This is a genomic window from Paenibacillus protaetiae (assembly GCF_004135365.1).
GTDB classification, from domain to species: domain Bacteria; phylum Bacillota; class Bacilli; order Paenibacillales; family Paenibacillaceae; genus Paenibacillus_AP; species Paenibacillus_AP protaetiae.
Map to the genome: position 1 here is coordinate 238,391 of NZ_CP035492.1, position 16,724 is coordinate 255,114.

General features: G+C 51.5%; 14 protein-coding genes and 2 pseudogenes. 14 read left to right on the top strand and 2 right to left on the bottom strand.

Going from position 1 to position 16,724, the window contains the following annotated elements; all coding sequences use genetic code 11:
- Window positions 1–2: 2 nt before the first annotated feature.
- From pheA to yajC, 10 genes and pseudogenes are all read left to right on the top strand, one after another.
- Window positions 3–875, top strand: a complete 873-nt coding sequence (gene pheA / locus ET464_RS01010) for a prephenate dehydratase (protein WP_129437485.1) — start codon at window positions 3–5, stop codon at window positions 873–875.
- Between the two features lie 328 nt (window positions 876–1,203).
- A complete protein-coding gene (locus tag ET464_RS20495) occupies window positions 1,204–3,159 on the top strand; it encodes a LysM peptidoglycan-binding domain-containing protein (RefSeq protein ID WP_279630112.1) in 1,956 nt (651 codons plus the stop codon).
- 124 nt (window positions 3,160–3,283) lie between these two features.
- Window positions 3,284–3,898: a BofC C-terminal domain-containing protein gene (locus tag ET464_RS01020; RefSeq protein ID WP_129437487.1), complete on the top strand. Its 615-nt coding sequence runs from the start codon at window positions 3,284–3,286 to the stop codon at window positions 3,896–3,898.
- A gap of 166 nt (window positions 3,899–4,064) precedes the next feature.
- Window positions 4,065–4,565 carry a crossover junction endodeoxyribonuclease RuvC gene (gene ruvC / locus ET464_RS01025; RefSeq protein WP_129437489.1) on the top strand — a complete coding sequence of 167 codons (501 nt, stop codon included), beginning with the start codon at window positions 4,065–4,067 and terminating at the stop codon, window positions 4,563–4,565.
- A pseudogene (ruvA, locus tag ET464_RS01030) lies at window positions 4,562–5,199 on the top strand (Holliday junction branch migration protein RuvA). Before ruvC ends, ruvA begins: the two are co-directional and overlap by 4 nt.
- Before the next feature lie 20 nt (window positions 5,200–5,219).
- Complete coding sequence (ruvB, locus tag ET464_RS01035; protein ID WP_129437491.1) at window positions 5,220–6,224, top strand: Holliday junction branch migration DNA helicase RuvB; 1,005 nt, start codon at window positions 5,220–5,222, stop codon at window positions 6,222–6,224.
- A gap of 29 nt (window positions 6,225–6,253) precedes the next feature.
- Window positions 6,254–8,350, top strand: a complete 2,097-nt coding sequence (locus ET464_RS01040) for a SpoIID/LytB domain-containing protein (RefSeq protein WP_129437493.1) — start codon at window positions 6,254–6,256, stop codon at window positions 8,348–8,350.
- 8 nt (window positions 8,351–8,358) lie between these two features.
- Complete coding sequence (gene queA / locus ET464_RS01045) at window positions 8,359–9,408, top strand: tRNA preQ1(34) S-adenosylmethionine ribosyltransferase-isomerase QueA (RefSeq protein WP_129437495.1); 1,050 nt, start codon at window positions 8,359–8,361, stop codon at window positions 9,406–9,408.
- A gap of 58 nt (window positions 9,409–9,466) precedes the next feature.
- A pseudogene (tgt, locus tag ET464_RS01050) lies at window positions 9,467–10,602 on the top strand (tRNA guanosine(34) transglycosylase Tgt).
- Window positions 10,603–10,616: 14 nt separating this feature from the next.
- A complete protein-coding gene (gene yajC, locus ET464_RS01055; protein WP_129437497.1) occupies window positions 10,617–10,937 on the top strand; it encodes a preprotein translocase subunit YajC in 321 nt (106 codons plus the stop codon).
- Window positions 10,938–11,015: 78 nt separating this feature from the next.
- On the opposite strand, the gene ET464_RS01060 is transcribed toward yajC, so the two are convergent.
- Window positions 11,016–11,405, bottom strand: a complete 390-nt coding sequence (locus tag ET464_RS01060; RefSeq protein WP_129437499.1) for a TIGR04086 family membrane protein — start codon at window positions 11,403–11,405, stop codon at window positions 11,016–11,018.
- Between the two features lie 205 nt (window positions 11,406–11,610).
- On the opposite strand from ET464_RS01060, the gene ET464_RS01065 reads away from it, so the two are divergent.
- The gene (locus ET464_RS01065; RefSeq protein WP_129443946.1) at window positions 11,611–12,306 is read left to right on the top strand and encodes a DUF421 domain-containing protein; all 696 of its coding nucleotides are present in this window, start codon (window positions 11,611–11,613) and stop codon (window positions 12,304–12,306) included.
- A gap of 9 nt (window positions 12,307–12,315) precedes the next feature.
- On the opposite strand, the gene spoVB is transcribed toward ET464_RS01065, so the two are convergent.
- A complete protein-coding gene (gene spoVB, locus ET464_RS01070; protein WP_129437501.1) occupies window positions 12,316–13,866 on the bottom strand; it encodes a stage V sporulation protein B in 1,551 nt (516 codons plus the stop codon).
- A gap of 210 nt (window positions 13,867–14,076) precedes the next feature.
- Between spoVB and ET464_RS01075 the strand changes: the two genes are divergently transcribed.
- The 3 genes from ET464_RS01075 to secF all read left to right on the top strand — a co-directional run bounded on the left by ET464_RS01075 (window position 14,077) and on the right by secF (window position 16,540).
- Complete coding sequence (locus tag ET464_RS01075) at window positions 14,077–14,313, top strand: post-transcriptional regulator (RefSeq protein WP_129437503.1); 237 nt, start codon at window positions 14,077–14,079, stop codon at window positions 14,311–14,313.
- Window positions 14,314–14,397: 84 nt separating this feature from the next.
- Window positions 14,398–15,630, top strand: a complete 1,233-nt coding sequence (gene secD / locus ET464_RS01080) for a protein translocase subunit SecD (RefSeq protein ID WP_129437505.1) — start codon at window positions 14,398–14,400, stop codon at window positions 15,628–15,630.
- On the top strand, window positions 15,620–16,540 hold the full coding sequence (gene secF, locus ET464_RS01085; RefSeq protein ID WP_129437507.1) for a protein translocase subunit SecF: 921 nt from the start codon (window positions 15,620–15,622) through the stop codon (window positions 16,538–16,540). Before secD ends, secF begins: the two co-directional genes overlap by 11 nt.
- Window positions 16,541–16,724: the final 184 nt, after the last annotated feature.

A 16,724-nucleotide genomic window follows, 5' to 3' on the forward strand; every position in this document is an offset into this window, starting at 1 on the left:
CGATGGTATCTGTAGCCCTACTGCCGGCAGGTTCCGTATCGGATGAGGCGGCAAGACAGCTGTTTAAAGGATTGGATGTGCAGTGGAATTACCACCGGCTTATCGCCGACGTTTTTTTATCGGTCGTATCCGGCAAAAGCGATTACGGCATTATTCCGATTGAAAATACAATCGAAGGCTCCGTGAGCCAGCATATGGATTGGCTTGTTCATGAAGTGGATCTGCCGATTCAGGCGGAATGGGTATACCCGTCCATACAAAATTTGATCGGCCACCGCGCCGCGTTGACAGATGCGGACGGCAATCTGGATTTGAGCCGGATTAACCGTGTGCTCAGCCATCCGGTAGCGATTGCGCAATGCCTTCAGTTTTTGCGCGGTGAGCTGCCGCAGGCGGACCGGGAACCGGTTGGAAGCACTTCCGAAGGCGTTAAGATTGTAAGGGACAACCCGGATGCAGGGTGGGCGGCAATCGGCACGGCAACGGCTGCCCGCAACAACGGGCTTGAGATTTTGCAGGAAAGCATTACCGACCATAACAATAACTATACGCGATTTGCGCTTGTAGGTCCGAAGCCGTTTCCGTTCAAAAGCTCAGATATGCTGAAAACGAGCATTCTGATTACGCCGCCGGAAGATTACCCGGGTGCGCTGCATCAGGTATTGTCCGCATTTGCATGGCGCAGAATCAATTTGACGAGGATTGAATCCCGCCCGACGAAAAAAAAGCTGGGCACGTATTATTTTTACCTCGACATTGCAATGGGAATGGATACGGTGCTGCTTCCTTCCGCTATTGCGGAAATCGAAGCAATTGGGTGCCAGGTCAGAGTGCTTGGCAGCTACCCGAGCTTTGCATATGAACAACTGCTGTAAGCGGGAAAGCAGTTTATGGCGGTTAAAGTGCTTTTCACCGGAACAAAAGGTTATTGATGCCCGAGGACTGGGCGGCCGCCCGGATCATCGGTTCGGGCAAAACCGGGCTTGTAACAGTCAGGGTGCTGCAGCAACTCCACGGACGGGTGTACAGGCATTTTGAATCTATCCGTAAAAATAGCAGGACGTGCGTCTAAAAAAAGAGACGGCGTTCTGCTATTTTTTTTTGTGAAATAGGAGACACCTGCCTAATTTGTGCATAGGATGTAGGGATTGATGTATTGCAGCCGACGGTTATGCCAAGTTTGTGACGGGAGGTTATCAGCGAGTGAAGATTCATATTGTAAAAAAAGGCGATACGTTGTATACGATAGGGCAAAAGTATAACGTGACGCTGGAAGAAATTTTAAAGCTGAACCCTGGAATAACCGATCCTAACGTAATTGACGTAGGAATGAAAATTAAAATCCCTTCGTCGACATCCGATACGGGCGGGTTGGAAATTATGAGCCAGCATGTCGTGAAGCAAGGGGATACGTTGTGGAAGCTTTCCAAGGCGTGGGGAGTTCCGCTGGCGGACATGATTAAAGCAAATCCTCAGCTGAAAAATCCGAATGTGCTGCTGACAGGGGAAATCGTCAATATTCCGAAAGTAAGCGGTGAAACGGTCGAAATTCCTTCCGTTGGCGGCGGCAGTACAACTGCTCCGGGAGCAGGAACAGGCAATATCGGTCCGCTTTCGGTGCCTGCCCAGCCGTCGCCGCAAGGCCATGGCTTTCCGTTCCACCATTTGAATCCGGTGTCGGTATGGCACGGCATGCAAGGCTGGGTAGGCGGCAAAAAACCTACGGGTCAAATGCCGAATGCCAACACGCCAGGCAATTTCCCTTGGGAAATTCCAAGCAAACTGCCGGCTGAAGGCGCTAACCCGGTTTCACCGGTACCGCCAGCCAATTCGAATGTAACGGCTCCTGCTAATGTACCTACACCAAACGTCCCCACCCCTAATGTTCCAACTCCTAACGTACCCACACCTAACGTTCCGAATTTGCCGATTGAGAAGCCGGTTGACCACAAAAAAACGCCGATTCATGCTGAGCATACGCCTAACGTTGATTTGTTCCAGCAATATGGCATTCCGGCTGTTGAAGCAGGAGCAATGAATGGTATGTCTAACCCGCCGGGAGGCTGGTATCCAAATCAACCTCATCCTTACCATCCACATGGATTTGGTTTCCCGGTTCATCCTTGGCCGGTTGATCCTAACAGCATGTGGCCGAATGCAATGGGACCCAATGCAATGGGACCAAACGCAGGCTGGCCGGGCGCATTTGAGCCAAATGCGATGGGACCCAATGCAATGGGGCCGAACATGGAATGGCCAGGGGTAGCGGAGCCAAATGCGATGGGACCAAACGCAGGCTGGCCGGGCGCATTTGAGCCAAATGCGATGGGACCAAACGCAATGGGACCAAACGCAGGCTGGCCGGGCGCATTTGAGCCAAATGCGATGGGACCAAATGCAATGGGACCGAACATGGAATGGCCAGGGGTAGTGGAGCCAAATGCGATGGGACCAAACGCAATGGGACCAAACGCGGGCTGGCCGGGCGCATTTGAGCCAAATGCAATGGGACCCAATGCAATGGGACCAAACGCGGGCTGGCCGGGCGCATTTGAGCCAAATGCAATGGGACCCAATGCAATGGGACCAAACGCGGGCTGGCCGGGTGCATTTGAGCCAAATGCGATGGGACCAAACGCAATGGGACCAAACGCGGGCTGGCCGGGCGCATTTGAACCAAATGCGATGGGACCAAACGCAATGGGACCAAACCATCCGATGCCGATTGCGGCCGGACCGGAAGCCGAATGGCCGAATGAAATTTATTGCCCGCCCGGTACGGTCTTTACCGGAGGCTACGGCGGCGGATATGGGCATCACCATGGGCACGGATACGGCCATGCGGCGCCGTACGGCGGTCCAGAGCTGAGCGGCTTTCATCCCGGATATGGTTACGGCTACGGCGGTCACCCGGGCTGGGGCCAGCCAAACGCTGCTCCAAAAGACGATGATTGCGGCTGCGGCGGAACGCGGAGCGCTGAAGAAGCGCCGGAAGCTTCCACAGCGTCTGCACCTGCAGCGGCGCCAGCGCCTAAAGCCAAAACAACGATCGTGAACAACAAAAAAGGGAAAAAGAAACCGCAGGCCAAAACGGCCAGCACCCGTTCGCGCAGCAAAAAATCAGCAAGCCGCAACAGCTTGCCGTGGATTAACCGTTAATTTCAGAGCATTCGCTATGCCTGCCAGTCAGGGATCGGCGAATGCTTTTTTTTATGTGAAATCTTGTATATTCAAATGAATCGGAGGGACAATATCCCAAAAAGGGCAAAAGGAGAAGTTGGATATGATACGTTTAAGCATTTGGAGGCAGTTAAAGCGGCGATTGCGAAGAAGCAAAAGAGGGCAGCTTGCCTTAGGCTGCGCAGCGGCTGTTTTTTGCGCGGGAGCATTGGCGCCCCTGCATGCCGGAACGGCAGCGGCAGCTTCTTCTCCTTCAGTTGTTCAAATGCTGCAGGAGATGGATGAACCGGTAACGGTGATCGTCAACCGGATCTATATATGCGGCGAGGAAACAAAACCGATAGGGCAAATGAAAGGGGCGCAGGCTGCCGCTTTGCTGAAGCAGCATCCGGACTGGACAGCCTTTCTGGATCGGGAACGGCATAAAGTGATCTTCGCCCAGCATATTGAGGAATTGTCCCAGCTGTGCACGAATGAGCTGTATATGGGGATCGACCGGCGCGGAAATTTATCGCTTTTTGACGGATTGCCCCGGGAAGAGAAAGTGATGCGCACCTTTTTTCAGCTCGATGTGAACTTTATGGAAAGCAGCCTGCCGGAAAAACAGCTGGAGCAGCTGATTGGCGGCATCAAAATTTCGGACATGGACGAATACAATAGCGTGTTGTCCACGTTCAGCGATTATGCCGTCAATCCTAAACGGAAAAATGTGTATTAACCTACGGATTGAAACCTCATAAAGAGCCTGCCGGTGCATTCGGGCAGCGCTCTTTTTTTATGGGGCGGACCTGCGGCCTTATCTGTCAAACGCGTGTTCTCATAGCGTAGAACATTTGCTATAATAGAGTTTACTTGGCTTTTAGTAGAGATGAGGAGATGGCGTATTGCGCATTCTTGGCATAGACCCCGGCATCGCCATAGCGGGTTTTGGCTTTATTGATAAAATAGGTTCTAAAATTGTTCCGGTGCAATACGGTTCCATTGAAACAGATGCGAAGACGCCGCCCGAGAAACGGCTGCTTCAAGTCTATGAATCGGCCGGAGCGCTGATGGATAAATACAAGCCGGATGAAGTTTCGGTCGAGAAGCTGTTTTTTAACCGAAATGTAACGACGGCTTTTTCTGTCGGTCAAGCGCGCGGGGTTATTATTTTGGCTGCTGCGCAGCGTGGGCTTCCAGTGGCCGAATATACGCCGCTCCAGGTGAAGCAGGCGGTTGTCGGCTATGGGAAAGCGGAGAAACGGCAGGTGCAGGAAATGGTCAAAATGTTCCTGAAGCTGTCTGCCATTCCGAAGCCCGATGATGTCGCGGACGCACTCGCCGTCGCCATCTGCCATGCGCATTCGGTAGTGATGAAGCAAAAAATAAACGAGGTGCGTCCATGATCGACTATGTAAAAGGCATTGTAGCCCATTTGGAAACGGATTATGTTGTTGTTGACGTCCATGATATCGGTTACCGGGTGTTTACGCCGAACCCTTATGCGTTTGCCGCCCACACAGGGCAGCCGGTTACGTTTTATATTCATCAAAATGTAAGAGAAGACGCAATTCATCTATACGGTTTTCCAACGAGAGACGAGCAGACATTGTTCCGCAAGCTGATCGAAGTATCGGGCATCGGCCCGAAGGTGGCGCTTGGCGTGTTGGCCGGGGCAAACCCGATGTCATTATTGCAGCCATTCAGCAGGAGAACTTAACGTTCCTGACGAAGCTGCCGGGCATCGGCAAAAAAACGGCGCAGCGCATGGTGCTCGATTTGAAGGACAAGCTGACGGGATTGCTCGGCTCGGACGCCGGCATTCTGGCGGCGGCAGGGCTGCTGCAGGATTTTGCCGTGAGCAGCGGAGATATGAATGCGAACGGTGTTTGGCAGGAGGCGCGCGAGGCGCTTGCGGCGCTTGGCTATACGTCCGCCGAGCTGGACAAGGCATGGAGCGGGCTGCAGGACGGCTTAACCGGCGACGAGTCGGTCGACACGCTCATGAAGAAGGCGCTGCAACAGCTGTTTAAAGGCTGACGGAAAGGAGTTGGTCTATCGTGGAGGATCGTATTATTTCCGCCAATTTAATGATGGAAGACCATGTGGTCGAGCTTAGTTTACGCCCGCGGTACTTGTCGGAGTACATAGGCCAGACGCAAGCGAAGGAAAATTTGAAAATTTATATCGAAGCGGCCAAAATGCGCAAGGAAGCGCTGGATCATGTCCTGCTGTACGGCCCTCCCGGCCTTGGCAAAACGACGCTCTCGAACATTATCGCCAACGAACTGGGCGTTAATTTGCGTACGACTTCGGGGCCGGCTATTGAACGGCCGGGCGATTTGGCGGCGCTGCTGACGAATTTGCAGGAAGGCGACGTGCTGTTTATCGACGAGATTCACCGGCTTTCCCGTGCGGTCGAAGAAGTGCTGTACCCGGCGATGGAAGACTATGCGCTTGATATTATGATCGGCAAAGGGCCTAGTGCGCGGTCGGTGCGGCTTGATTTGCCTCGTTTTACACTAATCGGGGCAACGACCCGAGCAGGACTGTTGTCTGCGCCTTTAAGAGACCGCTTCGGCGTGGTCAGCCGGCTCGAATACTATACAATTGAAGAGCTTTCGTTCATCGTTTCGCGTACGGCGGATTTGCTTGGCATGGCAATCGTCGGGGAAGCGGCCGAGGAGATTGCGATGCGATCGCGGGGAACGCCGCGTATCGCCAATCGCCTGCTGAAGCGGGTGCGCGACTTTGCGCAGGTGCGCGGGGACGGCGTCATTACGCATGAAATCGCCAACCAGGCGATGGAGCTGCTGCAGGTGGACCCGATGGGGCTGGACCATATCGACCATAAAATGCTGCATGCGATGATGACTTCCTTTGCCGGGCGTCCCGTCGGGCTCGATACAATTGCAGCTACAGTGGGGGAAGAAAGCCAGACGATCGAGGATGTCTATGAGCCGTATTTGCTGCAGATCGGCTTTTTGCAGCGTACGCCGCGGGGACGGGTATGCACGGAGCCGGCTTACCGGCACATGAAGCTGCCATACCCCGGCCAGGAATAACCGAATAACGGAATGAGAGAGGGAACGAGATGAACATAAACCGGAAAGTGCGCCGCATATCGCTGCTGACTACACTTGGCGTATTTCTGATGGCGATGTTTGCCGTTACGCCTTCGCAAGGGGCTGTGCCGCAGCTGGATACCATTCGAGTGGCACTATTTTTAAATTATCCGGGGAAATATACGGCGAATACGCCGGCCGCGACTTTTCAGTCGGCGGACAAGCTGAACATTGGCGTCCGGTTGCCTTCCGGCACGGATAATTGGTTTGCTGCGCAAGGCGGCACGCCAGTCCGGTTCAGCAATGATGATTATAAAGTGAAAGTTGCCGAGACGACTGATTTTAACGTGGCGGTTGCTGCATTCAAACGGGTAAAAGCGGCGTCCGGCACCGGATTTATTTATTCAAGCTGGAAAAATAACGCGCCTGTGTATCAGGTGCTGGAAGGCGTATATACAACCGCAGAGGCGGGCACGACCGCCCTGGCCCGCTGGAGCGGGGATGCCGAGCTGCTGAAGCAAAATGGTGGCTTCAAGCCGGCGCTGCAAGGGCCGCTGCATTTCAAGAGCGGCAGTTATGCTTCGGAAGTCGCAGCGGAAACAGCGGCGAAGGCGTTTGGCAATGCCGGCGTCGACGCTTATGTAGCTGTGCAGAAGCCGGCCGGCGCGGTAAGCTACACGGTGCTTGTAGGCGCAGCCGCCGACCAGGCGGGGCTTGCTGCCGTACAGGCGCAAGCAGCGGCTGCAGGCAGCCTGCAGCCGGTAGCGGCCGGCGATTTTTATATGCTGAAGCGGGCTGACTATACATCGACCATTAACGCAAGCGAACCGGTGGATGCTTACATATTCCCTTCAAACGATATGAAGGTATGGGTCTCTCCGGCTGGCGGCGGCGCCACGCAGCTGGTGGAAAGATACAACCGCTCTTATCGCGGCGATTTTGAAATCAGCGTATTTAACGACCGGCTTGCTGTCGTGAACGAGCTGCCTTTCGAGCAATATTTGTATGCGGTAGTCGGGTCGGAAATGTACGCTTCCTGGCCGGCTGAAGCGCTGAAGGCGCAGGCTGTTGCCGCAAGGACGTACGCCCTGTATCAAGGATTTGGCTTCCAGATTGCCCATGTGGTCGACAGCGTGTTAAGCGAGGCTTATGGCGGCATCGGGGCAGAGACGAATTCGACAAGGGCTGCTGTGGATGCGACAGCCGGGGAAGTGCTGATGTATCAAGGGAAGCTGATAGAGGCGCTGTTCTCCTCCAACGGGGGCGGGCAAACTTCGGATGCGTCCGAAGTGTGGGGCAATGCGGTTCCTTATTTAAAAAGCGTGAACAGCCCTTGGGACAGCATTGCTGAACAGGGCCTAAAAAAATGGTACCGCGTAGCTTTGCCTAACGGCACATCGGGTTACGTTATCGAAGACCAGCTTGCCGATACCGGCGAGGTCAATCCGGTCGGCAAACCGATTATGGAGGTTACCTCTTCAGGCGCAACGGTGCGCAAGCTGCCGCTTCAGGACTCGACAGCTCCGGTTGCTTCCCTTACTGCGGGTTCAACGGTTGTAGCGGTTGACAAAACGGTTCAGTCCAATACGATGAATTGGGTAAGAGGGCCGTTTACGTCGTCGGAACTGCTCGGCACGATGAAAAATTACATAACCGGGCTGCCTTCTTCGATTACATCGCTGGAGGTAACTTCCAGAGGGGCATCCGGTCGTGTGCTTGCAATGCAGGCAAACGGCGCGCCGCTTACGATTAAATCCCCGGACAGCTTCCGTTCCGCCCTGGGTTCGCTGCCAAGCACGAAGTTTACGGTGGACGAAACAGCTAAAATGGCATTGCGGGGAGCCGGTTCCGTATCGGTAACTCGTACAGGCAACGCATCGCCGCTTTATATGATCGGCTCCGACGGCACGGCGAAACCTCTGGCTTCTGCTAACGTGTATGTGTTAAACGGCAGCGGGCAACTAAGAACCGCTACCAAAGACACCGCCTTCCGCTTTACCGGAACCGGCAACGGACACGGCATCGGTTTGTCCCAATACGGCGCCTACGGGCTTGCCGAGCAAGGGTATGACTATCAATACATTTTGCAATACTACTATACAGACGTAAATATCGTTAAGGAATGATATAAGCAATGAATGTAGATTCATTTGATTTTGAGCTGCCGGAGCGGCTGATTGCCCAAACTCCGCTGGCTGAACGCACTTCTTCCAGACTGCTTGCGTTAAACAAACGTACCGGAGAGATCCAACACCGCACATTTACGGACCTGGAGCAATATATAGCTCCGGGCGATGTGCTTGTACTGAATGATACAAGAGTAATACCGGCCAGATTGATCGGCGCCAAAACGGATACGGGAGCGAGAGCGGAGCTGCTGCTGCTGAAGCAGCTGGAAGGCGACCGCTGGGAAACGCTCGCCAAGCCGGCCAAGCGGCTGAAAGTCGGAGCCGAAATCGGCTTCGGCGATCGCGGCGACGGCACGCCGCTGCTGCGCGCGGTTGTAGAAGAGGAAGGCGAGATGGGCGGCCGGACCGTTAAGTTTATGTATGAAGGCATTTTTCCGGAGCTGTTGGACCGGCTTGGCGAAATGCCGCTTCCCCCTTATATTAAAGAAAGGCTGGAAGAGCGGGAGCGGTATCAAACCGTATACGCGCGCCATGAAGGATCGGCCGCTGCGCCTACCGCAGGGCTTCATTTTACGAAGGAATATTTGCAGCAACTGCAGGATAAAGGCGTCATTATTGCTTATATTACGCTTCATGTCGGGCTGGGGACGTTCCGTCCGATGTCTGCTGAAACGGTGGAAGAGCATGTTATGCACTCGGAGTATTATGAGCTGAACGAGCATAATGCCAGCTTGATCCGCGAAGCCAAAGCGCGCGGCTCCAAAGTAATAGCCGTCGGCACGACATCGTGCCGCACGCTGGAGACGGTCGCTTCGCAGTCAAAAGACGGGCAGGTACAAGCAGGAAGCGGCTGGACGGATATTTTTATTTACCCGGGATATACGTTTAAGCTTGTGGATTGCTTGCTGACGAACTTCCATTTGCCCAAATCGACATTAGTGATGCTGGTCAGCGCGCTTGCCGGCCGCGAACCGATTATGAAAGCTTATGCGGAAGCAGTCGAGCGCGAATACCGGTTTTTCAGCTTTGGCGATGCAATGTTTATTTATGAATAACAAAAAATGAAACCGATGGTTTTGTTTTTCGTAACTATCCAAGAAGGATGCGTGAAGAGTGGCAGCAGTTAAATACGAACTAATTAAAGTATGCAAGCAATCCGGAGCAAGGCTTGGCCGGGTTCATACGCCGCATGGCGTAATCGAGACGCCAACCTTTATGCCGGTTGGAACACTCGCGACAGTAAAAACGATGAGCCCCGAGGAGCTGAAAGCGCTTGGCGCCCAAATTATTTTGAGCAATACGTACCATCTGTTTTTGCGCCCGGGCCATGATATTGTGAAACGCGCAGGCGGGCTGCATAAGTTTATGAACTGGGATCGTCCGATTTTGACGGACAGCGGCGGTTTCCAAGTATTCAGCTTAAGCGATATGCGCAAAATTACGGAAGAGGGCGTTCATTTCCGCTCGCATTTAAACGGGGACAAGTTGTTCCTTTCACCAGAAAAAGCGATGGAAATTCAAAACGCGCTTGGTTCGGACATTATGATGGCATTTGATGAATGCCCCCTTATCCGGCCGATCATGCGTATGCGAAACAATCGCTGGAACGCACGACACGCTGGGCGGAACGGTGCTTGAATGCGCATGCCCGTCCTGAAGATCAAGCCTTGTTTGCAATCGTTCAAGGCGGCATGTACGAAGACTTGCGCAAACAAAGCGCAGCTGATTTGACTTCCATGGATTTCCCGGGTTATGCTATTGGTGGGCTTAGTGTGGGCGAGCCTAAACCTCTTATGTATGAGGTGCTTGATTATACGGTTCCACTGCTTCCAAGTAACAAACCGCGGTATTTAATGGGTGTCGGATCGCCTGACGCTTTGGTTGAAGGCGCTATCCGCGGCGTTGATATGTTCGACTGTGTGCTGCCGACCCGTATCGCACGCAACGGAACAACGATGACAAGCGAAGGACGGCTGGTTGTCCGCAACGCCAAGTATGCAGAAGATTTTGGCCCGCTTGATCCGAAGTGCTCCTGCTATACATGCCAGAACTACTCAAGAGCTTATATTCGCCATTTGATTAAAGCAGATGAGACGTTTGGCATCCGGCTTACGTCGTATCATAACTTGCATTTCCTCGTTGAATTGATGAAAAATGTCCGTCAGGCGATTATGGATGACCGCCTGCTTGATTTCCGCGATGAGTTTTTTGCGCAATACGGACTGTTTGATAACGAAAAAGGATTTTGAAAGGGGGGATAACCATGTTGTTTGCAGCAGATGCAGCAGGCGGTGGCGGCGGTAACTTTTTAAACCTCATCTGGCCGTTTATTTTAATGTTTGCGGTATTTTATTTTCTGCTTATTCGTCCGCAGCAAAAGAAACAAAAACAGCGCAACTCGCTGTTAAGCCAATTGAAAAAAGGCGATAAAATTACGACGATCGGCGGCCTGCACGGCACGATTGTAGAACTGACGGATGATACTGCAGTTGTTCGCGTAAACGATACAACGAAGCTTACGTTTGAACGCAGCGCGATCAGTACTGTCGTTAGCAGCGCTCCGGCGCCAACAGCTTCCGAATAAAGCAAAAAACCTGCCGCAAGAAGATGATCCATCTTCCAGCAAGCAGGTTTTTTTGTTTCCATTTTAGGGCGGAGGCGCTTATCGGAGATTGACGCCAAGCATGCCGCCAAAGGCGCCGGCAGCAAAAGCTATGCCAAGGAGTGTTAAGCTTCTGGCGGACAGTTCCGCATCGGCGGCCAGAAAGCTGATGATCAGAATAATAATCGCATAAACGATGCCCAGCAGGCCTCCGTAATACCATCCTTTTCTACCGGAACGTTTCCCCGATACAAAACCGCCGGCAAATGAGCAAAACCCGTGCACAATCATCGTATAAAGAGGCAGGCTGCTTTCTTTCATATTGCCGTAATGAAGAAATGACGAAAGCAAAAGTGCGCCGACGGCCAGCCAGATCGTCGCGTACAGCAATCCTTTTATGAAGGGCGAGCCCATTCGTGGAGCTTGTTCGTTATTAACCGAAGAACTCATCTTATTCCTCCTTAAATAAATGTATTATTAATCCATATGGCAGGGCTCGGCCGAATAGTACAACCAATCCAGTGAAGTTATGCTGGCTTTGCCATATATTCGTGGAGCCGGTTTTGCATGGTGAAAGTATCGTCAGGTGAGAATAGCTGTTACTGAAACATAAGTGCCAGGGAGGCGTTAGCCGTTGGAACTGTGGAACCTGACTATGCGGACGCTGCTTATTTATTTGGTTGTTTTCCTTGTCATGCGATTTATGGGCAAAAGGGAAATCGGCAAACTGTCCGTATTTGATTTGGTTATTTCGGTCATGATCGCTGAAATTGCGGTGTTTATTATCGAAGACACGAAACGCCCGATATGGGAAGGCATATTGCCGATGGTCATTTTGCTTGTTGTACAGATCGGAATTTCGCTGTTGATCTTAAAAAATAGAACGATCCGCAAAGTATTTGACGGCAAACCGAGCATTATTATTGCCAAAGGCAAGCTGGACCGCGAAGTAATGAAGAAACAGCGCTACAATCTGGATGATCTGCTGCTTCAGCTCCGGGAAAATAACATTCAAAATGTGGCGGACGTGGAGTTCGCAATCCTGGAAACTTCCGGTAAGCTGTCGGTCATCGAAAAGGATTCGGCTGACGGCAAGCAGGATGAGAAGAAAGAAGAAGGGAAAAGCGGCGACGTTGCAATCCCTTCGAAATACCGGTTTGAAATATTGCCGATTCCGCTTATTATGGATGGCAAGGTTCAGGATGAAAATTTGCAAAAGCTTGAAAAAACGCGATTTTGGCTCAAAAATGTGCTGCAAGAAAAAGGGGTTCACGATTTCAAGGATGTGTTTCTATGCACCATCGACTATAAAGGCAAGCTGTTTGTCGATGCAGTCCGGAAATCGCATTAACCAAATGAATCAACGGAACCATCTGCGGATGCCGGGCAGACGCTGCATATCGTAGCGGTTAATGACTCTCATCCATATGAGCAAAATGAGGTACACGGCAACGCTTGCTGCACAAGCGGCAAGCAGATTGCCCCATTCTTTTGGCAGCATATTATGGTTCATCGTAAATTGGGCTGCACCGCCCATAATGGTCATAGCTGCGCCGATTTTAATAAAATCAAGCAGCTTCAGACGGAATCCGATTGCCAGCTGCACACTAATGGCGTGAAGCAGCGTTACAAGGACAATATTGACGTTGATCGCAATTAAAGCGCCTTTAATGCCCAGATTCGGATCCGATGCGAGCGTAACGATCAGGAACAGCTTGACCGCCGCTCCGATAAAGGTATTCATTAGCGCCGTACCCGGTTTGTCCAAAGCTTGAAGGGCGGCTTGTAGCGGCGCCTGCAAATAAATAAACAAGCCGACCGGAGCCATCCATGCGAGCAGCGGCGCGATATCGGAGTGGTCGTACAGCATTCGGCAAATCGGCTCGGCAAACAGCGTCATGACTACAACAAATGGAGCGCCGGTGATAAGCGCAAGCCTCATCGACTGATTCAGCTGGTTATGGATCGTATCCTTGTCGCCTTTGGCTGCAGCTTCCGAAAGGGAGGGCACCAGCGAGACGGCAAGCGAATACGTTAATGCCGTAGGAAGCAGCACTAGCGGAATAATCATGCCCTGCAGCGCGCCGTATTGAGCTGTCGCGATGCCGGTGGCAATGCCTGCGGCAGCAAGGCTGCGCGCCGTAAATATTGATTCCAGCAAATAAGACAGCGACCCGACTAGTCGGCTGGCGGTAACCGGCACCGATAGCTGAAGCAGCTTGCCTAACACCGGCTCGCCTTTGGCTGCCGGCTCATTGCGGCTCGCTTCAGCCGCTTTTTTTCTCTCCCCTGCGAATGTAAACAACATGACGGCAAGCCCTGCGATTTCACCAACCAATACGCCCAGCATAGAGCCTGCTGCCGCCCATTCCAGTCCCATCGGAAGGAAATAATATGCAAAGGTTAACTGGCATGCGATGCGCAATATCGTCTCCACCACCTGCGAGGAGGCGGTCGGAATCATATTTTGTTTACCCTGATAGTACCCGCGGAAGACAGATGATACTGCGATAATAAGCAGCATGGGCGCCATGCATAAAAAGCTGTTCAGCACACGCTTGTCAGGGAGCAGGTGGGTTGTAATCCATGGTGCAAAAAGCAGCAGCAGTATCGTCATGACAGCAGCGATCGAGGTCGTCAGAAGCATAGCCGTTCTGAAAATATGCTTGATCCGGAACGAATCTCCTTTTGAATCGGCTTCTGCTATCCATTTTGCTACCGCCAGCGGGATTCCTCCGGTAATAAGGGTCAGCAGAACAGAGAGGAACGGGTAGCTGAGCTGAAATATACCAACTCCTTCCGCACCGATAATTCTCGGGAGCGCAATGCGGGGCACAAATCCGAGCAGACGGTTAATAATGCCCGCTGCAAGCAGGATCATGGCTCCTTTTAGAAAAGATTGTTTGGTCATAAATACGCCCTCGTCTCTACATAGAAAGTAGCCAGCCGCCTGCGGTTTGTTGAGCGGCAGACAGCCTGTACTTCACTTTATGCGCGGCATGTCCCTGATCATGTCATACAATTTTCGCCAGTTGCTGCGGCGGCCGGCAGGAATGCGGCTTTCAGCATCGAAATAAAAAGAATACAATGACTTGCGGGCGATAAGGGGGCACGGCATCGGATGGATGGATTGGACGAGGACATGAAGGAGCTGTGCAAAAGCAAAGCCGAGGAATTCCGGCTCATTGGTTATGAGCATGTAACGTGGGAAGAAATATGGCAATGTGTCAGCGAGAAATATACAAAAAAAGGGATACCCGCAATTCATGAAGTGGTAAACGATATTCTTACGTTAAAAGTAACCAAATTTATGAATTATTTAACGATGAGCGCTTTTAAAGGAAACCCTTTTACGTAATATTGGGGTTTCTTTTTTTTTGACTCGTTTTTACAGCATCGGTATAATAGGAATATTGAGATCTTAAGGGGGACTATGGATAATATGAACTGGAAGAGACTGGCTGCCTTCCTCGCGATCGTAATTATTATGCTTGCCGTTGTCGCGGGGACGAGCCCTTCACTAGTCAAGGACATCAGGCTAGGATTGGATTTGAAAGGCGGCTTCGAGATCTTGTACGAAGCAACTCCTTTAGAGGGCGGAGAGAAAGTAACTCCGGAATCGCTGAAGGAAACCGCGCGCAGCCTGGAAGCCAGGGCGGACAAGCTTGGTATTGCCGAACCGGAAATTACGACGGAAGGCACCAATCGCATTCGCGTGAAACTTGCCGGCGTTGCCAATGAAGACGAAGTGCGCAAAGTAATCGGCGAGCCGGTTAACTTGACGTTCCGCGCTCCGGACGGCACGATCAAGCTGAAAGGAACGGACTTCGTCGAGAACGGCGCTAAAGTCGAATATGACCAATTGGGCCATCCGCTTGTTACGATTAAGCTGAAAAACGCCCAATTGTTTGAAGACGTTACCCGTTCGCTGATCGGCAAGACGCTTGCTATATATTTGGATGATACGATGATTTCGAATCCGTCCGTCAACAGTGCAATCAGCGGCGGCACGGCGCAAATCTCCGGCAGCTTTACGCTGGATGAAGCCAACGATTTGAAGGATAAAATCAATATGGGCGCGCTTCCGCTTAAGCTGACGGAAAAATATACGCAAAGCGTAGGAGCACAGCTGGGCAAGCAGTCCCTGCACCAAACGGTTGAAGCCGGACTTATCGGCACGGCCATTATTCTCGTCTTTTTGATTATTTTGTTCCGTGTGCCGGGTGTCGTTGCCGCCATAACGGTTATTACTTACACTTGGCTGCTTATTCTTGTATTCTGGCTCATGAACGCGACGTTAACGCTTCCGGGCATTGCGGCGTTTGTGCTCGGGATCGGGATGGCGGTTGACGCCAATATCATTATGTACGAACGGATTAAAGAAGAAATCCGCAGCGGCAAGAGCCTGCTTTCTTCCTTAAAAGCCGGCTCCAAAAACTCGTTCCGTACCATTATGGACGCCAACGTTACGAACATCATCGCCAGCATCGTGCTTTATTGGGTCGGCAACGGCGCGATCCGCGGCTTTGCGCTTACGATGATCTTCAGTATTCTCGTGAGTATCGTAACGAACATTTTCTTGTCCCGTCTTCTTATTCAGCTTCTGATTAGAAGCAATCTGTTCAAGAAGCCATCCTACTACGGAGTGAAGGAGTCGGAGATCCGTGAACTTTAATACCAAAATACGTTTTGATTTTATTAAGCACAGCAACAAGTTTTTTATCTTTTCCGGGATTTTGACGCTGCTGGGCATTATTTCGCTCCTCGTGTTCCAATTGAATTACGGGGTTGACTTTAAAGCCGGCACGAACATGGATATAACGGTAGGAAAAACGACTACTCAAGCAGAGTCTATCGAGCTTTTAAAGCAAGCAGGCTACGACAAAGTGAAGCTAACCGTCGGCGGCAATAACAACGAACGCGTATCGGTGCGTTTTGACGAGGTGCTGCCGCAGGATAAAGTGAATGTGGTGAAGAAAGCATTTACCGATAAATTTGGTGCGAAAGCTTCTTTTGAAGTCAACGTCGTATCGCCGGATATGGCGCAAGAGCTTGGCAAAAAAGCGATTATCGCGATTGTTGTCGCCAGCGCGGCGATTATGCTTTACGTGATTATCCGCTTCGAATGGCGTTTCTCGCTGGCGGCGATTATTGCCATTTTGTACGATGCGTTTTTTGTCGTTACGATGTTCTCGCTGTTCCATTTCGAGGTGAACCTGCCGTTTATCGCCGCGGTTCTGACGACTATCGGTTATTCGATTAACGATAAAATCGTTATTTTCGACCGGATTCGCGAAAATCTTCGTTTCGGCAAATATAAAACGAAAGAACAGCTGTCCGAGATGGTTAACGCCAGCCTCTGGCAGACGATGGCCCGGAACATTTATACCGTTGCTGCGGTATTGATCGTGGCGGTTTCGTTGTTCTTGTTCGGCAGTGAATCAATTAAGCTGTTTGCTCTTGCGAAAATTTTTGGTTTGGCCAGCGGCGCATACTCGTCGATTTGTATCGCGAGCCCGCTTTGGCTCATTCTGAAAAGCAAGGAAAAGAAAAAAGTAGCGGCAAAACCAAAAACAAATCCTTAAGCTACAGGTTAAGCTGGGTGTCTAATATAAGGTTTTCGCGCGAGCGAAAACCTTATATTTTCGATAAAAGGCTTATGCTAACGAAGTAGTTTTCCGCTAACGCGGAAAACAAGCTTATGCTTACGGAGTAGTTTTCTGCTAACGCGGAAAACAAGCTTATGCTTACGAAGTAGTTTTCCGCTAA

What these genes read in the sequence shown, in the direction of transcription:
- pheA (WP_129437485.1), top strand. Translation starts at nt 3, where the DNA reads ATGGTATCTGTAGCCCTACTGCCGGCAGGTTCCGTATCGGATGAGGCG.
- ET464_RS01020 (WP_129437487.1), top strand. Translation starts at nt 3,284, where the DNA reads ATGATACGTTTAAGCATTTGGAGGCAGTTAAAGCGGCGATTGCGAAGA.
- ET464_RS01040 (WP_129437493.1), top strand. Translation starts at nt 6,254, where the DNA reads ATGAACATAAACCGGAAAGTGCGCCGCATATCGCTGCTGACTACACTT.
- queA (WP_129437495.1), top strand. Translation starts at nt 8,359, where the DNA reads ATGAATGTAGATTCATTTGATTTTGAGCTGCCGGAGCGGCTGATTGCC.
- yajC (WP_129437497.1), top strand. Translation starts at nt 10,617, where the DNA reads ATGTTGTTTGCAGCAGATGCAGCAGGCGGTGGCGGCGGTAACTTTTTA.
- ET464_RS01060 (WP_129437499.1), bottom strand. Translation starts at nt 11,405, where the DNA reads ATGAGTTCTTCGGTTAATAACGAACAAGCTCCACGAATGGGCTCGCCC.
- ET464_RS01065 (WP_129443946.1), top strand. Translation starts at nt 11,611, where the DNA reads ATGCGGACGCTGCTTATTTATTTGGTTGTTTTCCTTGTCATGCGATTT.
- spoVB (WP_129437501.1), bottom strand. Translation starts at nt 13,866, where the DNA reads ATGACCAAACAATCTTTTCTAAAAGGAGCCATGATCCTGCTTGCAGCG.
- ET464_RS01075 (WP_129437503.1), top strand. Translation starts at nt 14,077, where the DNA reads ATGGATGGATTGGACGAGGACATGAAGGAGCTGTGCAAAAGCAAAGCC.
- secD (WP_129437505.1), top strand. Translation starts at nt 14,398, where the DNA reads ATGAACTGGAAGAGACTGGCTGCCTTCCTCGCGATCGTAATTATTATG.